The organism is Paraburkholderia sp. JPY465, from assembly GCF_050436725.1.
GTDB lineage: Bacteria > Pseudomonadota > Gammaproteobacteria > Burkholderiales > Burkholderiaceae > Paraburkholderia > Paraburkholderia youngii.
Genome location: NZ_JBNDMT010000007.1, coordinates 667,545 through 683,361, shown reverse-complemented (window position 1 = coordinate 683,361; position 15,817 = coordinate 667,545). Strand labels below are relative to the sequence as shown.

Here is a 15,817-nt window from a genome sequence, read left to right as displayed (position 1 = left end):
AGGATTACGGCTCGCCGGGTTGGGATTAAGCTTGCACAATCCGGGTCCAGTATGCCGGATCGGCGTAGTATGCGGCGAGCACGTCAATGTCGATGGAAGAACCCTCCGGGCCGAATTCGAAGGAGCCGAACAGGTTGATGTGCTGCCACGCGACGGGTGACATGCCAGCGATCAGCGCCGTTGCAGCGAGGTCGCGATCCGCACGTTTTTGCTCATATACGCGGGAAAGCAGCGCCGTGTTGTAGTAGATGATTGCATTGGCGATCAGCCGTGAGCAGTCGTTCCAGATCTGCTGTTCGGCCTCGGTGTGCACACGCAGCTTGCCGCCGTTGACGTAGGCGATCGCGCGGCGCAACCGGTGGTACGCTTCGCCGCGGTTCAAGGCCTTCTGCACGTCCTGACGCAGGTTGACGTCGTTGATGAACCTGAGAATATGGCGCGTGCGGCAGAGGTTGTCGAGTTCCCAGAGCGCCTTTTTGGTTTTATTCTGGCGCACGTAGCTGCTGAGCTTGCGCACGATTGTGGCTTGCGTGACGTCCTTTTGTGCGAGTGAAACCATGATGCGCTGGACGTTGGGCCACTCCCGGATGATCCGTTCATCGTGGGATTTTCGCGAAGGTTTGATCAGCCAGTTCCCGTAGTGACTCGGGTTGTGCCGGCCGACGAGGCTGGCGATTTTCTTGTGCAGGTCGCGATAGCGCGGCGCAAACTGATACTCGAACGTAAGCAGGGTAAAGAAGTTCAGCTGGTTGGCGCCGTGCGTGTCGGTGGAATGGACCTGCGGACGGATGTCGGACGTATTGTTGTAGAGCAGGTCGAACACGTAATGGCTTTCGTGCTCGTGTGCGCCGATGACTTTCATGTTGAACGGCACGTGGTTAGCGACGGCCGTGCAGGCGCTGATACCCTTGCCGAGGCCGTAATACTTGGGCGAGTGCCGCGCCTGGAAGGTGTCGATCTGGGTTTCGAAGCGCTGGCCGTCGCTGCTCGAATGGATCTGGTCGCCGACGTCGAACAGATGAAACGCCGGCAGGCCAGCAGTTGCGTTGCTGATCGCGTCATTGGCGGCATGCAGGGTTTCGGGGCGCAGATAGTTGCGCGCGGTGCTCGCGAGCGAAGCGTAGCTGATGCCCGAGACTTCGGCCATTTTTTGCAGGCCCATGTTGGTGCCCATGGCGACCACGCAGGCAAGGATTTCGCGCGGGTCGGCGGCATGCTTCACATAGCGATCGAGCACGTGGGTGAAGGCCTTCAGGAACTCCGTGCGTTCGGCGACGAACCACAGCAGCCTGGCGATGTCGATCCCGGGCAACTGGCTGTAAAACGAATGGTTGACTGATTCGTCGGGAGCGGGATATACGAGGCTCCAGCGGCGTTTGTCGCCCTGCTGGCGTACCTTGATATGTGGGTTGTCGCGCTGCTCGATGTGATGGTTGACGAGCTTCAACTGCGCTTCGATATCGTCGTGCAGGATGGCGAGCGTTTCTTCGATTGGTGCCAGGAGAACCGGCAACCCAATCTCTCGCAGGATATCGTCCTTGTGCTGCCAGCGTGCATCGCTGATCAGATCGTCCTCGAAGCGGCGGAACTCGGTGCTGTCGTTGCTGAACACATCGCCAGCCTCGAGCGCGTTACGCAGCAGGCGATAGACGAGAAATTCGTAGCGATCGACGTCGAGCTGCTTCTTTTTTCCGGCCTCGGGGCGATACAGGTGGGGTTGCAGGTTCTTTGGAATGAACGCGGTGGGAAACGCGAACGGCTTGCTCTGCCGGGGCGATTTGCCATTGCGTAACAGTTCCTGCAGAAAAGCAACGGCCCCCAGCAACGGCGCATCTTCGATGCGGCCGGCGAACTCGATGCCGGAAAAACAGATGCCGGATGTTGCGTTTGATGACGGGCGACAACGCGGTGTAGTGCGACCATTCGAAGCCGACCTTGTCGAACGTGACGTTGCGCATATAGCTGGAGACCGGCTCGAAACGTTCGGGCGGGAGCAGTGCGAAGGCCTTTTTTCTGACGCTGGAGAACGACGCGTTGCGTGGGATTGAGTCGTCGACAAAGAGATGGAGAACCTGGCCAGCGGCCTTCAGATGAGTGCTGGCGTCGGTAAGCGCGCTTTGCGCGGCCGCCTCGGCGACCTCGCGGGCCGACTGCTCATACTGGTCGACCAGATGAATGAAGGCTTCGATCAGATTGTCGTTGATCTGGCGAAACCGGTAGTAGGCAAAGCACAGCAGGTACAGACGTGTGATCGCGACCGGCATGCGTTGCAGCTTGTAGACGGTGTAGAACTTCACGAGCGACGCGTAATACCGGCCGCTGTCCGTGGAAATGCCGGTGGTCTCGAGAAAGTGCCGGGCGAACTCATGCAGGGGTGCGAAGAACTGCCGGCGCTCGGACTCCTGGCGAAGTTCCTTGTAGCTGAAGTCCTTCGGCTCGTGCTTGAGGATGCTGACCCGGTACATCGACTCGTCGGCGCATAGCAGCGCGTCGAGTTGCTGCGAGATGTCCGTGGTGAGTGCGTCACTGAGCAGGTTCGAAACGCGCCGGCGTTCCGCGCTCACGACCCTTCCGACCATGTCCTGCAGGAATGTGTAAATCGGCACGACAATACGCTGCTGCTTCAGATACTGAAGGCTCTCGCGCAGGATGTAGATCGGTTGCGTGGACAGCCTGGCGAGGTGCTGCGCGCGGCGCTCGAGGTCCGCTTTGGCAGCGCTGTCGCAAAGCCGGAAGCCGAACAGATCGAGGATGCTGTGTTGCAATGCGCGTCGGGTCGGAGTTGAAGGTGGGCTGATGGAGGCCACATCCTTGTCCGGGAAGTGTCGGGTCAGGATGTAGCGCAAATCGTCCTGGACGGTATCCTGGTCGTAGTCGAAGAACTGGTTCTTTGCCTTGAAGTAGCCGAGTTGCAGCGTCAGGTGCGCGGCGACCGAGGCCGTACGTGAATGAACGAGCGTCTGTTCGGCCTCGCCCAGCTCGAAGTACGCGTGCCGGTCTTCATCGGTAAAGCGTGTGAGTGCGTACAGTTCGTCGATTTCGTGGCGGGTCAGGATCGACAGGCGATGCGAGTTGGCTGCCATGGGAAGCGTGTATTTGTTCTTCGATGTTTGGGCATGCCGCGGCGCACAGCTATGCTGACGTGATACCTGGCGTTTAGCGCGGCCGTTTCGTCGGGCGTGTTGACGAAGGACCGGTGTGCGTCCTGATCTGACCTTGCAGTGATGCGACCTGCTGGGCGAGCGTATCGCGCTCCCGCCGCAGCTCGCGTGCTTCGTCCATGACGCTGGCGAGCTGCTTTTCGTGCCGCTCGGCGAGCCGTCGCTGCTCGGCGGCGTCGGCTGACAGGCGCTGGACATCACCGACGAGCTGTTCGTTGCGCTGCTGGGTCTTTGCAAGCGCAGCTTCGGCGCGACGCTGCGCTTCGCGGGCTTCATCGGTCTGCATCATGACGCGCTTTTGTACGCCTTCGAGCCGGGCGGTCGCCTGGTCGACTTCCGCGCGCAAGGTGGTCTCATGCCCGGCGCGGGCTGCATGCAGCGCCTCAAGTTCGCGCGCATGGGCCTGTTGTGCATCGCGCAGTACCTGCTCCGATTGCGCACGCAGGGTATCGCGTTCGGCTGTGGCGGCTTCGCTTTGCCGGGCGGCAGCATCGCGCTCTGCCTGGGTTCGTGCAAGATCGGCCAGCGCCGAGGCAAGGCGCGTCTGTTGATCCTCGAGCTGGACGCGCAGGGTGTGCGTTTCGGCCTGAAGGCCTGCGTTGGCTGTTGCCAGGGACTCGGCGCGCATCGCCGCACCCGTCGCTTCAGTTTCGAGCTCTTCACCACGCTGCGCAAAAACCTGTTCGCCGTGTTCGACCGCGAGCGCCCAGACCGACAGCATCGCGTTTGCAACCGCCGGCGGCAGCGCAGCGCTCAGCGCGTCGATGCGCGCCTGCTCGTCCTTCCAGAGCTTGAGTTCGTCGTTGATGGTGGTGCGGCTGCCTTGCCGGATCTCGGCGTAGATCAGGTCGACGGTGAGCTCATGCGGGAGCCGACCGGCGGCAACGATGCGCGCGGCGGCTTCGCGGGTACGGAAACGGGTATCGCTGATGCGACTCATGGGCGGCTTTTTCACCGTGAAATTGGTCGAGGGAAATGGTTTTCGGGGGCTTGCAGAACTGTATATCATCGTATCACGTTATATATGTAACGATATTGGCCTGAAATTTACGATAATTCGCATAATCGCAAGTTACTTTGCTGTACGCTGCGAAAACCCGATTTCGAAACGCGTCACACCATGAACCTGCCTGTCACGCCCGTCGACCCCGTTCTGACTATCGCGCTGCCGGCCGTACTCGACGGCAGCCTTGGCACCAACCGCGCGAGCGGCCGACACCGTCAGATCGCCGCTGACACCGATGTCGAGGCCGTGCGCCTGTGGCTTGCCGAATACACCGCGTCACCGCATACGCTGCGCAGCTATCGCAAGGAGGCGGTACGCCTGCTGCTGTGGGCTACGCAGGCGCTGGGCAAGCCGCTGTCGAGCCTCACGCGCGAAGACTTCCTGCTCTACGAGCGCTTTCTGGTGGCGCCAACTGGCGACTGGGCCGATCCCGACCGGCCACGCAAAGGAAGCACGAGGCGACTGTTCGAGGGGCCGCTATCGGAGCGTAGCCGGCATCAGGCTCTAGGCATCCTCTCGGGCCTGATGACGTACCTGGTGAGCGCCGGCTATCTGGCCGGCAATCCGCTCGCGCTGCGCCGCGGGCGAACGACTTCAGCCAGGCGAACCCGCCGGGTCGAACGGTATCTCGATCACACGCTGTGGGATCACGTGCTCGCGAGCGTGGAACAGTGGCCGCGTCTGACCGAACGCGACGAGCAGCACTACGAGCGCAGCCGCTGGCTGATCCGCCTGCTGTATCACACCGCGCTGCGTGTTTCGGAAGCCGCCCACGCGAAGGCAGCGGACTTCTATCAGCGCCGTGGCAAATGGTGGCTGCACGTCGTCGGCAAGGGCGGCGCCGAGGGCGAGGTGCCGGTTGGCGATGCGTTGATGGCCGACTTTGCGCGCTATCGGGCCTTTCACGGCCTGTCGCCGGTACCGGCCGCGAGCGAGACCGGTCCTGCCGTGATGAGCATCGCCGGTGACGATGCGCGGCATCTGACACCCGCGGCGATCTACCTGATCGTCAGGGACGTCTTTCGTCGGGCCGCTGACGCGCTCAATGCAATCGATCCAGTTGGCGCCACCACGCTACGTCGCGCCTCGACCCACTGGCTGCGCCACAGCGCGGCCTCGCATCAGGCGGACGCCGGCACCGATCTGCGCTTCATCCAGAAAAACCTGCGGCATGCGTCGATCGAGACGACCGGCATCTATCTGCACGCCGAGGACGATCGACGTCACACGCAGACGACGAACATGATGCCCAGGTCGGACGCGATCATCCCGCCTGACGAACACCCTGCGTAAAATGGGCGCTGCCCGTTCAACCAGAATTTCTCCGCATGCCTGTCTCCTACAACCGTCAACAGATCGAAGCCTGGCTGGGTCCGCATACCGTGCTCAAGGCACGGCCATATACGCATGCAGTGTCGGACCTGAACTGGCGGGACGACGTTCTGAGCGGGAAGGTGCAAGGCTCACAGCGCCGACTCTATGAAACGGAGATCCATTTTGTCGGGATGGGCGGCAGTGTGCAGATCGAAGGAGACTGCACCTGTCCGGTCGGCTACCGTTGCAAGCACATGGCCGCGCTGCCCATCGCGGGACTCGCGCATCTGCCAGCTGCGCCCGCCACCGGCGTCCATCCCGCGCTGGTGAGCTGGCTGGAAGGATTTCGCGTCAAATACGCGGAACCGTCCATGCAGAATGGCCGGGCAACGGTCGCGCGAACGACGCTCACGCTTGTTTATGTGGTTGTTCCCGACATGTATCCGCCGTCAGGTTCAGGCCGACGCCGCCGGCCTTCAGGTTGATCAGGAAGAGCGGCACCTCACCCTGCTGGAAACGCTGCACGGGCGTCACACGATCAGTTGTCTCACCGGTCAGGACTACGTATGGAATTCTGGCGGCCTCCAGTGCGGCGGCGATGAGCTCGAGCATGCCGGTAAACTGGGAGAACAGCAGGATACGACGACCTTCCTCGATCAGTTCGGGCAGCATGTCGAGCATGCCAACCACAGCATTAAAAGTCAGTGTTGCAAAAACGGGGAGGACCATAGATTCTTGTTGCGAATATTGAATGCCTTCACGAACTCGGCTGGCATCAGCCTGACTTGATGCCCCATCTTCGTCAGTTGCCGGGCCCAGTGGTGGGCGCCGCCGCACGCTTCCATTCCGATTAGGCACGGTGTCCGGTTCGCGAAGTGCTCGAGAGAAACTTTGCCCGCTTGATCGGCTTGTTCACGATCTCGCCGGTTTCCTGATCGACGTAATGGACCTGGAAGACGGCTTTCGCAGTATCGACTCCAACTGGGGTAGGCTTCACGATGGACTCTCCGGTTACTTGGAAAAGCGTCTATTTTCCACCTGGGCACATCGATGCCGCTGGGCCCGTGAGGATCCACCTTTTTTTGCTCTCACGTTCACAGGTGGGACGTGTTCATTTCATTCAATTCGATGCCACTCAGAATGACGCGCGCGCAGTTGAAATCCTTGAACCCGAGCATCGGTCGGATCCGGCGTTTGATGGCCCGATGGTCCTGCTCGACGATGTTGTTCAAATACTTGATCTGACGAACCTTGATGGGCGTCTCGCGCTCGGCATTCACCGCGTTAAGCGCAGCCAGATTGGAGCCGCTTTTGTCGATGGTTATCGACTCGGGCGAGCCGTTCTGACCGATTGCCTTTTCGAAGAAGCGCCGAGCAGCAGCCTTGTCCCGCTTGGCCCTGAACAGAAAATCGATGGTGTTGCCCGCCTTATCCACTGCCCGGTAAAGATACTTCCACGAGCCCTTAACCTTGATATAGGTTTCATCAACCCGCCAGCTCTTGCTGACCGGCCGCTTGTGCTTGCGAAACGTCTTTTTGAACAGCGGTACCACCTTGACAACCCAGCGATGCACCGTCGAATGATCGACGCCAATGTCGCGCCCAGCCATCATTTCCTCGAGATTGCGAAGACTCAGCGAGTAAGCAACGTATCATCGCACGCACAGCAGGATCACTTCAAGCGGATAGTACAGCCGCTTCAGAACCTTGGCGATGCCCGGAGCAAGCGTCGTTCGTGGCGTCAGTATCTTCTTCATCGTTTGGCCAAAGCGTTCTCGTCAGCCTCGAATTTTACCTCCCTCGCGTTAATGCGACAGAGCCGCCTGTATGTGCCGGGCGGCGATCTGAAGGCGCAGCTTATCAACGCAAAGATCCGTACGCCGGGCGTGTCGGGGCGTGAGCCGACCTACACCACGGCGTACATCGAGCTGATCTTTACCTTCTACCGGGCTTTGTTCAGCAGGGTCACTTGCACGGCGGCTGAGGGTCGGGTAGAAAGAGTCCAGTGATCAATCCGACTGGCGAGCTTTCATGCCTTACAAGGCAAGACTGAAGAGTGGCGAACCGCGCAAACGAGCCAAGCCGGGCTACCGGGTGACGAATGCGCGTGACTACAACGCGAGCGTGAAGAAGCACGGACAGCTCAGCCTGTATTGTCCCGACGGCGACCTGAAGGCGCTGTTCATCAACGACACGCCCTACCGCAAGGGCGAGTCGGGTCAGTCCCAGACGTACAGCGATGCGTACCTCGAGCTGATCTTCATCTTCTACCGGCTGTTTGGCTGGGGCATGCGACAGATCACTGGCCACATGGAGGAATTCTGGGCGCTGCGCGGACGCGACATCGCGGTGCCGAGTTTCGGGCTTCTGAGCGAGCGATTCCGCACGATCGAGGTTCACGTCAAACAACGCTGCTCGCGCGCGGCCGAACGCCTGGGCAACGGCGAGGCGATCAGCCTGATCGTCGACAGCAGCGGCATGAAGTTTGGCCGGGCCAGCGAATGGCATCGGCAAAAGTACGGCCGCGACGCGAGCCAGACGCCGTGGCGCAAGATGCACCTGTCGATCGACCCGGAGACGAACGTCCACCAGATCGCGATCACCGAGGACAACGTCTCTGACGAGGCGGGCCTGAATGCGATGCTGGCAGTCGAGGCGAACGTCGACTGCGTGATCGCCGACGGCGCGTACTACAGTATTGCGCAGACCCAGGCGTGGTCAGCCTGCGGCGTGCTGCCGGTGATTCCCCCACCGGCCAATGCGGTCGTTCACAATCCGCCGGCGACGCGCTGGCACGACCATCTCGTTCAGTACATCAAGGACAAGGGCATCCATGCGTTTCGCAACAAATACGGGTATGGCCAGCGCGCGCTGGTCGAGTAGCAGATCTCGCGCATCAAGCGCTGCCTCGGCGCGCGGCTACTGACGCGCAAAACCGAATCGCAGCAGCGCGAGGGCGTGATTATCGCGAACCTCGTGAATCTGTGGAACAGCTTCGGCAAGGCGGTCTGCGCCAGGACGGCATAGTTGCGCCCGCAACCCAATGGGCGAATACCCTGCTGAACAAAGCCCCGCCTGGGAGGTATTAGAGAATCACGCGGACATCAAAAAAACATTTTATATCTATGTGATGGGCGATCGGTGGCATGATGGCAGCAATCCCATAGCGCCTGCAGTCTCGATCTTTGCTTGTGTGCGCACAGTGGGTTTTCGGGATTAGACAAGGGTATGACGCGTTTGGCTGGCGAGAGTGCGATTCTCCGGTTCCGTCACCTCCTCGCAACACACGGCTTGGCCGCGTGATGCGCACACTGGTCAATGAGATCCTGAGCGAGCAAGGCTTGATGCTGAATCGGCGGTCGATGCGATCTTGCTTTCGGCACCCAGTTCGACAAAGAACGGCTCTGATGCACGGGGCCCGGAGAGGCACCAGATGAAGAAGGAACCAGCAGCAGCTTGGATAGACGAAGGCCCGGTATCGAGGGTTGATGAAGAGCACCGCGCAGATCACGACACTGTTTGCACTGGCCAACCGTTGGACGGCGCGCAAGGCTTTACGCGAAACGTGAAAAGCCCATCGGTCTCGGCAAACGGAGGTCGTCATGGTTGGAAAGCCGGGCGACCACCCTGCCAACAAACTCTTACGACTGATATGCCGCAAGTGGCAAAAGATCAGCGCTCTGAAAACTAGTTGGAAGGACCTTCCCTAGAGGATCAGGCGCTTTGTCCGGGTTTGTCAAAGTAGTCGCGCTGGTCTGGTTACGCCGCCGGCCGGCGTAAACAATGCTTGAGCGGTAGTTTGGCTGGAGCAGGGCGGTAGGGATGAATTCTCGGGCCGTCGGAGTGCTTCCGATAGAATCGGATTCGAGATTCTACGCAGCAAACCGAATGTTAATTGTTTACAGCGGCATGCGCCTCTCTGTTTCGTGTGAAGCCTCAACGTGTTCGCTTGCCGAATCTATTCAATAACGCCCACCCCTGCAGAGGCCTAGGATTACCCACAAGTTGACTGATCGTGCTATTCGTTTTGCCTGAAGAGGCGATACATCTGGCTCTGTCGCGCCAAGGAGTTACTGTAAAATCAAGGCATGAAGAATTCGACCGAAGAGCAGTGGAGAAGGAACGAATTTTGCGAAAGACGTTGTCGCCTGGCGTTGCGAAGGTTCTGAAGCGCCTGCATTTTCCAGTGGACGTGATTTTGTTGTGCGTGCGGTGGTACGTGGCGTACTCGCTGAGTCTGCGCAACCATCGAAGAAATGATGGTGGAACGCGGAATCGAGGTCGACCACTCAAGCGTGCATCGCTGGGTCACCAAGCTCGTGCCGTTATTCGAAAAGGCGTTTCGCCGGCACAAGCGACCGGTAGGCAAGAGCTGGAGAATGGACGGAGACCTACGTGAAGGTCAAAGGCCAGTGGAAATTTCTGTACCGCGCCGTCGACAAGGAAGGCAACACGGTCGATTTCCTGCTGCGCGCCCATCGTGACAGGGCCGCTGCGCGCCGCTACTTCGAGAAGGCCATTGACCAGAACCGCGAGCCCGAGACGATAACGGTGGACAGGAGTGGCGCCAATCTGGCCGCGCTTGAAGCGCTTAACGCCGAGCGGGAAACGCCCATCAAGATCCGCGAGAGCAAGTATCTGAACAACCTCATCGAGCAGGACCGCCGCGCCACCAAACGCATCATCCGGCCGATGATGGGCTTCAAGAAATCCGGTGCGCGCGCATCATCCTCTCAGGCATCGAACTCATGCACATGATCCGCAAGGGGCAGATGAAAGGTGACGGCGATGGCGTCAGCCGAACGGTTGCCGCGCAGTTCTATTCACTGGTGATATAAGTGCTCCTAACCATAGTGAAACTTCCGCATCCCAACTCCCTTATCGCGACACAACCAAGGCAGCCAACATGGATGGACGTTGGGTCGATGCCTACCGGCTCTAGGAGAGCGGGGCGAACAACGGATGTTCAGGATGTTTGGAAGAACTGCTCCATAGCGAATATGTCATCCATTTCAGCCACGGAGATCGCGGGCGAGCTACTACGTCGTCACGCGAGCAGCTTCTGGAAAGGGTGAAGAAGTTCTACGAAGACCATCAAGATCCGGTTCTCATCTCAGAGCCAGCGCCGACTTTGCCCGTCGATATGGCGATTCGTGTTAGCGACGCTGAACTGGTCGGGATACTACAGGCGCAGGAAACGCTAAACATTAGCGGCCACTAAAATTTCTTTACCTGTTCAAGATGCCAACCCGACGCCCTTTTCCGTTTCTGTACGAGGCTTTTATCATCGTGCTCATGCTCTTCTTTACGGAATATCTGGTGGATGCACTGATATGGAATTTCGGCCGCGACGCGGGGTTGCAGAAGATTGAAATTGACAGCATCGGGCGAGTGCTGGCATGCGGGCTGGTCTTTCCCGTGCTGATGCACTATGGGCGATACACGTATCGCGAACTGGTGCATGACAACCTGCACTCCTGGACCTACACAATCCTGTCGTTTGCCTTACCAGTACTGCTGTTGATACCAGGACTGGTGCTGGTGGAAATCATGATTGAGCGCCTAGTGCTTGTATTTTTCCCTATGACCCAGTCGATGGCCGATGCCATGCAGACCATGATCGGGAGTGGCCTCGGATCCGTCCTGTTGGTGTGCTTCATTGCACCGGTCGTCGAAGAGATGCTGTTTCGCGGCATCATACTGCGCGGCTTTCTCCGGCAATACACGCCTGGGGTGGCCGTCGTACATTCGGCTGCAGTGTTCGGCTTGGCGCATCTGAATGTGTACCAGTTCTTCGGCGGTTTTACCATCGGGGTACTGTTGGGTGCTGTGTATCAGCGTACACGCTCATTGTTACCTTGTATCCTGATACACATGTCTTACAACACGGCGGGCGTTCTTTTGGCGAATCGATCCGGCCCTGAGACGTGGGGCGATCCCATTTCTCTGCCGCTGTCATGGCATATGCCCGCTGCTATTTGCGGTTGCATCGGCGCGTGGCTACTTGTCAGAATCGTCGCAGCGTACCGCATTGCGTAGGAAAGCAACGCGACGATTTGCGCTGGGGCCCCCTTGAACCACTCTGGCAAGCGAAGTCGACGAGAATCAAATCGTGATGATCGAAGAGCTGCTTCGGTCATCACGCTACGGAAAAGTAATGGAAAACGAGAAGGTAGTTGAGTTGCTGACCGAGATACGCGACCTCATCGGGAAGAACCACGAATTCGCCATTAAGGTGCAAAGTGAATGCCGCCGGGATGCGAAATTCCGGCGTTTGTTGGTGATAGCTATAGTCATCATGAGGGTTGGCCGCTGCAGAGGGCCCTCCGGCCATCGCTTCGGGCGTGGTTCAAAAGCCCGCTTTTTTGCGTTACACGGACGAGCTGAACCGTCCTGCATAAAAATGCAGAATTGGTAAGGAATGCGATGCAAACTGGAGGCCTGCAACGACCTCCCGGCATCAGATCTGCCGGGGTTGAAGCGGGCCGAGTCCGAGCTGCGTCAGCCAGTGCGAATGGGCTTTGTTCGGATGGGGGCGAGGTTCAAACCAGGGTAACACGCGAGCCACCTGATGGCGCTGTCATGGCCGATAATGACAGCCCATTTTTTCAGTCGTGGTGGATGCATGAATCAATCGGCTGGCGTGGCAGCGAAGCGGCTGCCTGAGAGTGAACGCAAGCAACTGGCCGTTCAGGCGCTGGCGGGATCGGAAACGATCAGTGAACTGTCTGCCAGGCTCGGCGTGAGTCGCAAGTTTGTCTACGCGCAACGGGGCAAGGCGAGCGACGCGCTCGATGTTGCGTTCTCTCTGACGGCGCCCGATGACGAGGTTCTGTTCCAGTTGCCGGTCACCCGGCCCTGGCTGCGTCAGGTGATGCTCGGGCTCACGCTGATCTGTCGCAGTTCGTATCGCGGCGTGGTGGAGTTCATGCGCGATCTGCTGGGCGTATGCGTCAGTGTGGGCAGCGTTCACAACCTGCAGCAATGGGCCGCGCAGCAGGCCAGGGCGATCAACCGCGAGCAGGACCTCTCTGGCATTCGCGTGGGCCTGCACGACGAGATCTTCCAGGGCTCGCAGCCGGTGCTTACCGGCGTCGATGCCGAATCGACCTACTGTTACCTGCTTGCCGGCGAGAAACATCGCGACGCCGACACTTGGGGCGTGAACCTGCTCGACACGTCAAGGCAGGGGCTCGCACCCGACTACACGATTGCCGATGCCGCCCAGGGTCTGCGCGCCGGACAGAAAGCCGCCTGGGGCGACACGCCCTGCCATGGCGATGTGTTTCACATCCAGCACCAGTGCGAGACGCTGGGCAAGCTCGCCCGGGGTGCCCGCACACGGCGCGAGCAGCTCGAAGCCGGGACAGATCGCGCCCGCGCGCGGGGACGGGCGGGCCGCTTCGCTGCCGCGCTGAGGCAGGCGCGCCACGCTCAGGCGCACGCCGATGAACTGGCCCGTGACGTGCGCACACTCACCCAGTGGCTCAGTCATGACATTCTGGCGCTGGCGGGTCCGGTGCTGGCCACGCGGCAGATGCTGTTCGACTTCGTGGTCGATGAGTTGCGACAGCGTGAACGCCAGGATCCACGCCGCATCCGCCCGGTGCGCGTGGCGCTGCAGAACCAGCGCGATGACCTGCTGGCGTTCGCCGGCGTGCTCAATGCAAAACTCGCCACCATCGCGCAGGCTGCGAACGTACCCGGCGTCCTCGTGCGCGCCGCGTGCGTGCTGCACCGCAAACCCGCCACCTCGGGCGCGTACTGGCAAGGCTGGGGCCGGTTGCGATCCCAACTGGGCGACCAGTTCCACGCCGTCTTCGCCGCCGTGGCGCAGGTCACGGAGCACACGCCGCGCAGCAGTTCGCTGGTGGAAAACCTCAACTCGCGACTGCGCAACTACTTCACGCTGCGGCGCCATCTGGGCACCCCTTATCTTGACCTGCTGCGCTTCTTCCTGAACCATCGGCGCTTCATGCGCAGCCGCCGGGCCGAGCGTCAAGGCAGGAGTCCGTGTGAGTTGATGACCGTTCAGGACCACCCGCACTGGCTCACGATGCTGGGACTCGGACCGCTTCAACCGCGGCAGGCCTGAGCGTGGGAGGTCGATACTCAAGACCTCCACCTTGGTCGGACTGCTCATTACAAATCAAAATCCCGCCGTTCTGCGAGCGGTGCGACTCAGCTCGCCCGCGTTACCCCAAATCGGCGCTTTTTGAACCACGCCCGGAAATTGTATCCATGCGTGTATCGCGTTTCTTCTTGTAAGACTTGGGCATCAAACACGGCCTGGCCGGAACTTCGCCGGTAGCGTCTTTGTCCACCGGCCTCTCGGCCTTTGGAGGTTGGAGCCTTTGAAGGTCGGAATCAACCGCGAAGGAGATCATCGATGCAGAAGGAACGTGTTGCCGCGCTCGATGCAGGCCGGGCGCTTGCGATCGTCGGGGTCGTTGCAGTACACCTGTCGTTTCAGTTTCCCAATCTGCCGGGCGGCGTGACACTGCTTGCGCACATGGGCCAGTACGGCGTGCAGCTTTTCTTCGTGATCAGCGCGATCACGATCTTCATGACTCTCGAAATGGATCACGAGCGGCGCGCGGGCGCGGGTCACGTCACGCTGCGCTTCTATATCAAGCGCTTCTTCCGTATCGCGCCCTTGTATTACGCGGCGATCGCGGTCTATGGCCTCATCAGCTACGGCGCGATGCGCTCAGGCATCGAGCGTGCATGGATTCTGGGCGCGCATGGCCCGATGGACGTATTGCTCAACATGGTCTTCCTTCATGCGCTGTCGCCGACCGCGATCAACAACGTCGTGCCGGGCGGCTGGTCGATCGGCGTGGAGATGCTTTTCTATCTGATCGCGCCGTTGCTGTTCTTTCTGGCGATGAACCGCACGCGCCTGTTGCTGGCCACCATCCTGATGCTGGGCCTGTCGCTCGCGGTACTGTCGATGAGCGATTGCAACGGCACGCTTGAATGCAATGTGACCAACAATACGTTCAGCTACTTCTGGCCGCCGGTACAGGGGCCGTGCTTCATCGTCGGCATGTGGGCGTGGTACGCGTTCCGCTCGCATTTGCTCGGCGCATCCGATGTGACCGGGCGCGTGTCGTGGCTCTATCTGTTGCTTGCGTTGGGCTTCGCGCTCGTCACGGCCGCGCTCGGTGTATGGCTCGACAAGGCACCTGCGCTCGCGCCTGTATTCGCCGCGTGCAGTGCGGTGGCGTTCCTGCTGTTCGTGTGCTCGCGCCATGCCCGCAAGGAGCGCGGGAAAGGGCATGCGACGCCGAGCATGCCCTTGGTTCGACGCTGCGCCGCGGCCCTCGGGCGCGAAAGTTATGGCATTTATCTCTGGCACTTCATCTGCGTCTATATGACCTTTCATTTCTTCGACGGCCTGTTCAGCGAGGAGAACGGCGAGACGTCGCTCATGCTTTTCGGGGCGACGCTGATTGCAGTGCTGTTCGTGTCCTACGGTCTGTCGCGCGTGTCGGACCGGCTGATTCAGGGGCGCGCCACTCGCCTGTCGAAGCGCCTGCTCGCCACGGTCGACCGGCGCTTTCATTTGACGACCGAGCGCCTATGAAAGCGCCCGGCTTCGATTCATCTCCGCGGGCACGGGCAGATGAATCGAAGCCGGCCGCGCGTGAGATAAAGCACGATGCTCGCGGCAAGCGTGATCGCTTCAGTGCGACATGCTGTGTTCGCTGGGCAATATGGGAAAGTGCGGCTAGCCATGCCAACTCAGCTACCGGACAGGTCACGCAACAAAGCCTCTGTTACGCTGAATGTTGTGCGAAAGGATTGATGGGCTGAACCTTTCGCGATTTTTAACACGGTCGAGCATCTGACATGTGTCCCAGTCAGCGACCAGCGCTTCGAACCCGCGCGCGACGTTCGACTCCATAGCCTGCAGACCGGCGTCTCCCTGAAAGTTCGAGCTAAAGGCAGAGTGAAACCGGTTCTGGAAGTATCCAGAGACCTCCTGGATGCGCTGTGGTGTGCCCGAGTCGATGTACATTACCGACTCGGAAGAGAACGGGTCGTAGTAAATCACGTTGGGATAGTCAGTCTTGACTGCGACGCACGGTGTCTCGCTGACAAGGAGTGACCCGACTAGTTGGATGGAGCCCTTCATTCCTCTCGGGGTCTTGAAGACCCAGATACGCTTAGGCAATCGCTGTGTCAGCTCCAGGATTTTTGTATTGTTCGAGCCGAAATACCCGACCGGTCCTTCCTTCAGATTTTGCTCGAGTTTCTGCCAATAGTAAAAAATGGGCAGAGGTTCAAACCAGGGTAACACGCGAGCCACCTGATGGCGCTGTCATGGCCG

The 15,817-nt window shown here is 59.9% G+C and carries 11 protein-coding genes and 7 pseudogenes; 12 read left to right on the top strand and 6 right to left on the bottom strand.

Annotated elements, in window-relative coordinates; all coding sequences use genetic code 11:
• Positions 1–25: 25 nt before the first annotated feature.
• Positions 26–3,083: pseudogene (locus tag QFZ94_RS43875) on the bottom strand (Tn3 family transposase).
• Between the two features lie 73 nt (positions 3,084–3,156).
• The gene (locus QFZ94_RS43870; RefSeq protein WP_429464335.1) at positions 3,157–4,101 is read right to left on the bottom strand and encodes a DNA-binding protein; all 945 of its coding nucleotides are present in this window, start codon (positions 4,099–4,101) and stop codon (positions 3,157–3,159) included.
• A gap of 180 nt (positions 4,102–4,281) precedes the next feature.
• Between QFZ94_RS43870 and QFZ94_RS43865 the strand changes: the two genes are divergently transcribed.
• Positions 4,282–5,460: a tyrosine-type recombinase/integrase gene (locus QFZ94_RS43865; protein ID WP_429464235.1), complete on the top strand. Its 1,179-nt coding sequence runs from the start codon at positions 4,282–4,284 to the stop codon at positions 5,458–5,460.
• 35 nt (positions 5,461–5,495) lie between these two features.
• Positions 5,496–5,966 carry an SWIM zinc finger family protein gene (locus QFZ94_RS43860; protein ID WP_429464233.1) on the top strand — a complete coding sequence of 157 codons (471 nt, stop codon included), beginning with the start codon at positions 5,496–5,498 and terminating at the stop codon, positions 5,964–5,966.
• Here QFZ94_RS43860 and QFZ94_RS43855 read toward each other — a convergent pair.
• From QFZ94_RS43855 to QFZ94_RS43845, 3 pseudogenes are all read right to left on the bottom strand, one after another.
• Positions 5,926–6,162 (bottom strand): annotated as a pseudogene (locus tag QFZ94_RS43855) (helicase-related protein); the annotation flags it as partial. The gene QFZ94_RS43860 and the pseudogene QFZ94_RS43855 sit on opposite strands and share 41 nt — an antisense overlap.
• Positions 6,163–6,212: 50 nt before the next feature.
• Positions 6,213–6,478: pseudogene (locus tag QFZ94_RS43850) on the bottom strand (IS110 family transposase); the annotation flags it as partial.
• A 115-nt stretch (positions 6,479–6,593) separates the two neighbouring features.
• Positions 6,594–7,238: pseudogene (locus QFZ94_RS43845) on the bottom strand (IS6 family transposase); the annotation flags it as partial.
• A 51-nt stretch (positions 7,239–7,289) separates the two neighbouring features.
• Between QFZ94_RS43845 and QFZ94_RS43840 the strand changes: the two are divergent.
• The 10 genes and pseudogenes from QFZ94_RS43840 (at position 7,290) to QFZ94_RS43795 (ending at position 15,070) form a co-directional block, all read left to right on the top strand.
• Positions 7,290–7,490, top strand: a complete 201-nt coding sequence (locus QFZ94_RS43840) for a hypothetical protein (protein ID WP_429464230.1) — start codon at positions 7,290–7,292, stop codon at positions 7,488–7,490.
• A 22-nt stretch (positions 7,491–7,512) separates the two neighbouring features.
• Positions 7,513–8,364 (top strand): transposase, encoded by an 852-nt coding sequence (locus QFZ94_RS43835; RefSeq protein WP_429464228.1) that lies wholly within the window; start codon positions 7,513–7,515, stop codon positions 8,362–8,364.
• A gap of 324 nt (positions 8,365–8,688) precedes the next feature.
• A pseudogene (locus QFZ94_RS43830) lies at positions 8,689–8,923 on the top strand (IS5/IS1182 family transposase); the annotation flags it as partial.
• A gap of 25 nt (positions 8,924–8,948) precedes the next feature.
• A pseudogene (locus QFZ94_RS43825) lies at positions 8,949–9,050 on the top strand (IS5/IS1182 family transposase); the annotation flags it as partial.
• Positions 9,051–9,610: 560 nt separating this feature from the next.
• Positions 9,611–10,319: pseudogene (locus tag QFZ94_RS43820) on the top strand (IS6 family transposase).
• Positions 10,320–10,456: 137 nt separating this feature from the next.
• Positions 10,457–10,702 carry a hypothetical protein gene (locus QFZ94_RS43815; protein WP_429464226.1) on the top strand — a complete coding sequence of 82 codons (246 nt, stop codon included), beginning with the start codon at positions 10,457–10,459 and terminating at the stop codon, positions 10,700–10,702.
• A 20-nt stretch (positions 10,703–10,722) separates the two neighbouring features.
• Positions 10,723–11,520, top strand: coding sequence for a CPBP family intramembrane glutamic endopeptidase (locus QFZ94_RS43810; protein WP_429464224.1), 798 nt, complete (start codon positions 10,723–10,725; stop codon positions 11,518–11,520).
• A gap of 118 nt (positions 11,521–11,638) precedes the next feature.
• Positions 11,639–11,899, top strand: coding sequence for a hypothetical protein (locus QFZ94_RS43805; protein ID WP_429464223.1), 261 nt, complete (start codon positions 11,639–11,641; stop codon positions 11,897–11,899).
• Positions 11,900–12,052: 153 nt separating this feature from the next.
• Positions 12,053–13,576 (top strand): hypothetical protein, encoded by a 1,524-nt coding sequence (locus QFZ94_RS43800; RefSeq protein WP_429464221.1) that lies wholly within the window; start codon positions 12,053–12,055, stop codon positions 13,574–13,576.
• Positions 13,577–13,870: 294 nt separating this feature from the next.
• Positions 13,871–15,070 carry an acyltransferase family protein gene (locus tag QFZ94_RS43795; protein ID WP_429464220.1) on the top strand — a complete coding sequence of 400 codons (1,200 nt, stop codon included), beginning with the start codon at positions 13,871–13,873 and terminating at the stop codon, positions 15,068–15,070.
• Positions 15,071–15,244: 174 nt separating this feature from the next.
• Here QFZ94_RS43795 and QFZ94_RS43790 read toward each other — a convergent pair whose 3' ends face one another.
• Entirely contained in the window at positions 15,245–15,787 is a 543-nt protein-coding gene (locus tag QFZ94_RS43790) for a hypothetical protein (protein ID WP_429464218.1), read from the bottom strand.
• Positions 15,788–15,817 lie beyond the last annotated feature (30 nt).

Excerpts from the sequence above, each read along its gene's own strand:
- QFZ94_RS43870 (WP_429464335.1), bottom strand. The coding sequence starts at position 4,101 with ATGAGTCGCATCAGCGATACCCGTTTCCGTACCCGCGAAGCCGCCGCG.
- QFZ94_RS43865 (WP_429464235.1), top strand. The coding sequence starts at position 4,282 with ATGAACCTGCCTGTCACGCCCGTCGACCCCGTTCTGACTATCGCGCTG.
- QFZ94_RS43860 (WP_429464233.1), top strand. The coding sequence starts at position 5,496 with ATGCCTGTCTCCTACAACCGTCAACAGATCGAAGCCTGGCTGGGTCCG.
- QFZ94_RS43840 (WP_429464230.1), top strand. The coding sequence starts at position 7,290 with ATGCGACAGAGCCGCCTGTATGTGCCGGGCGGCGATCTGAAGGCGCAG.
- QFZ94_RS43835 (WP_429464228.1), top strand. The coding sequence starts at position 7,513 with ATGCCTTACAAGGCAAGACTGAAGAGTGGCGAACCGCGCAAACGAGCC.
- QFZ94_RS43810 (WP_429464224.1), top strand. The coding sequence starts at position 10,723 with ATGCCAACCCGACGCCCTTTTCCGTTTCTGTACGAGGCTTTTATCATC.
- QFZ94_RS43805 (WP_429464223.1), top strand. The coding sequence starts at position 11,639 with ATGGAAAACGAGAAGGTAGTTGAGTTGCTGACCGAGATACGCGACCTC.
- QFZ94_RS43800 (WP_429464221.1), top strand. The coding sequence starts at position 12,053 with ATGGCGCTGTCATGGCCGATAATGACAGCCCATTTTTTCAGTCGTGGT.
- QFZ94_RS43795 (WP_429464220.1), top strand. The coding sequence starts at position 13,871 with ATGCAGAAGGAACGTGTTGCCGCGCTCGATGCAGGCCGGGCGCTTGCG.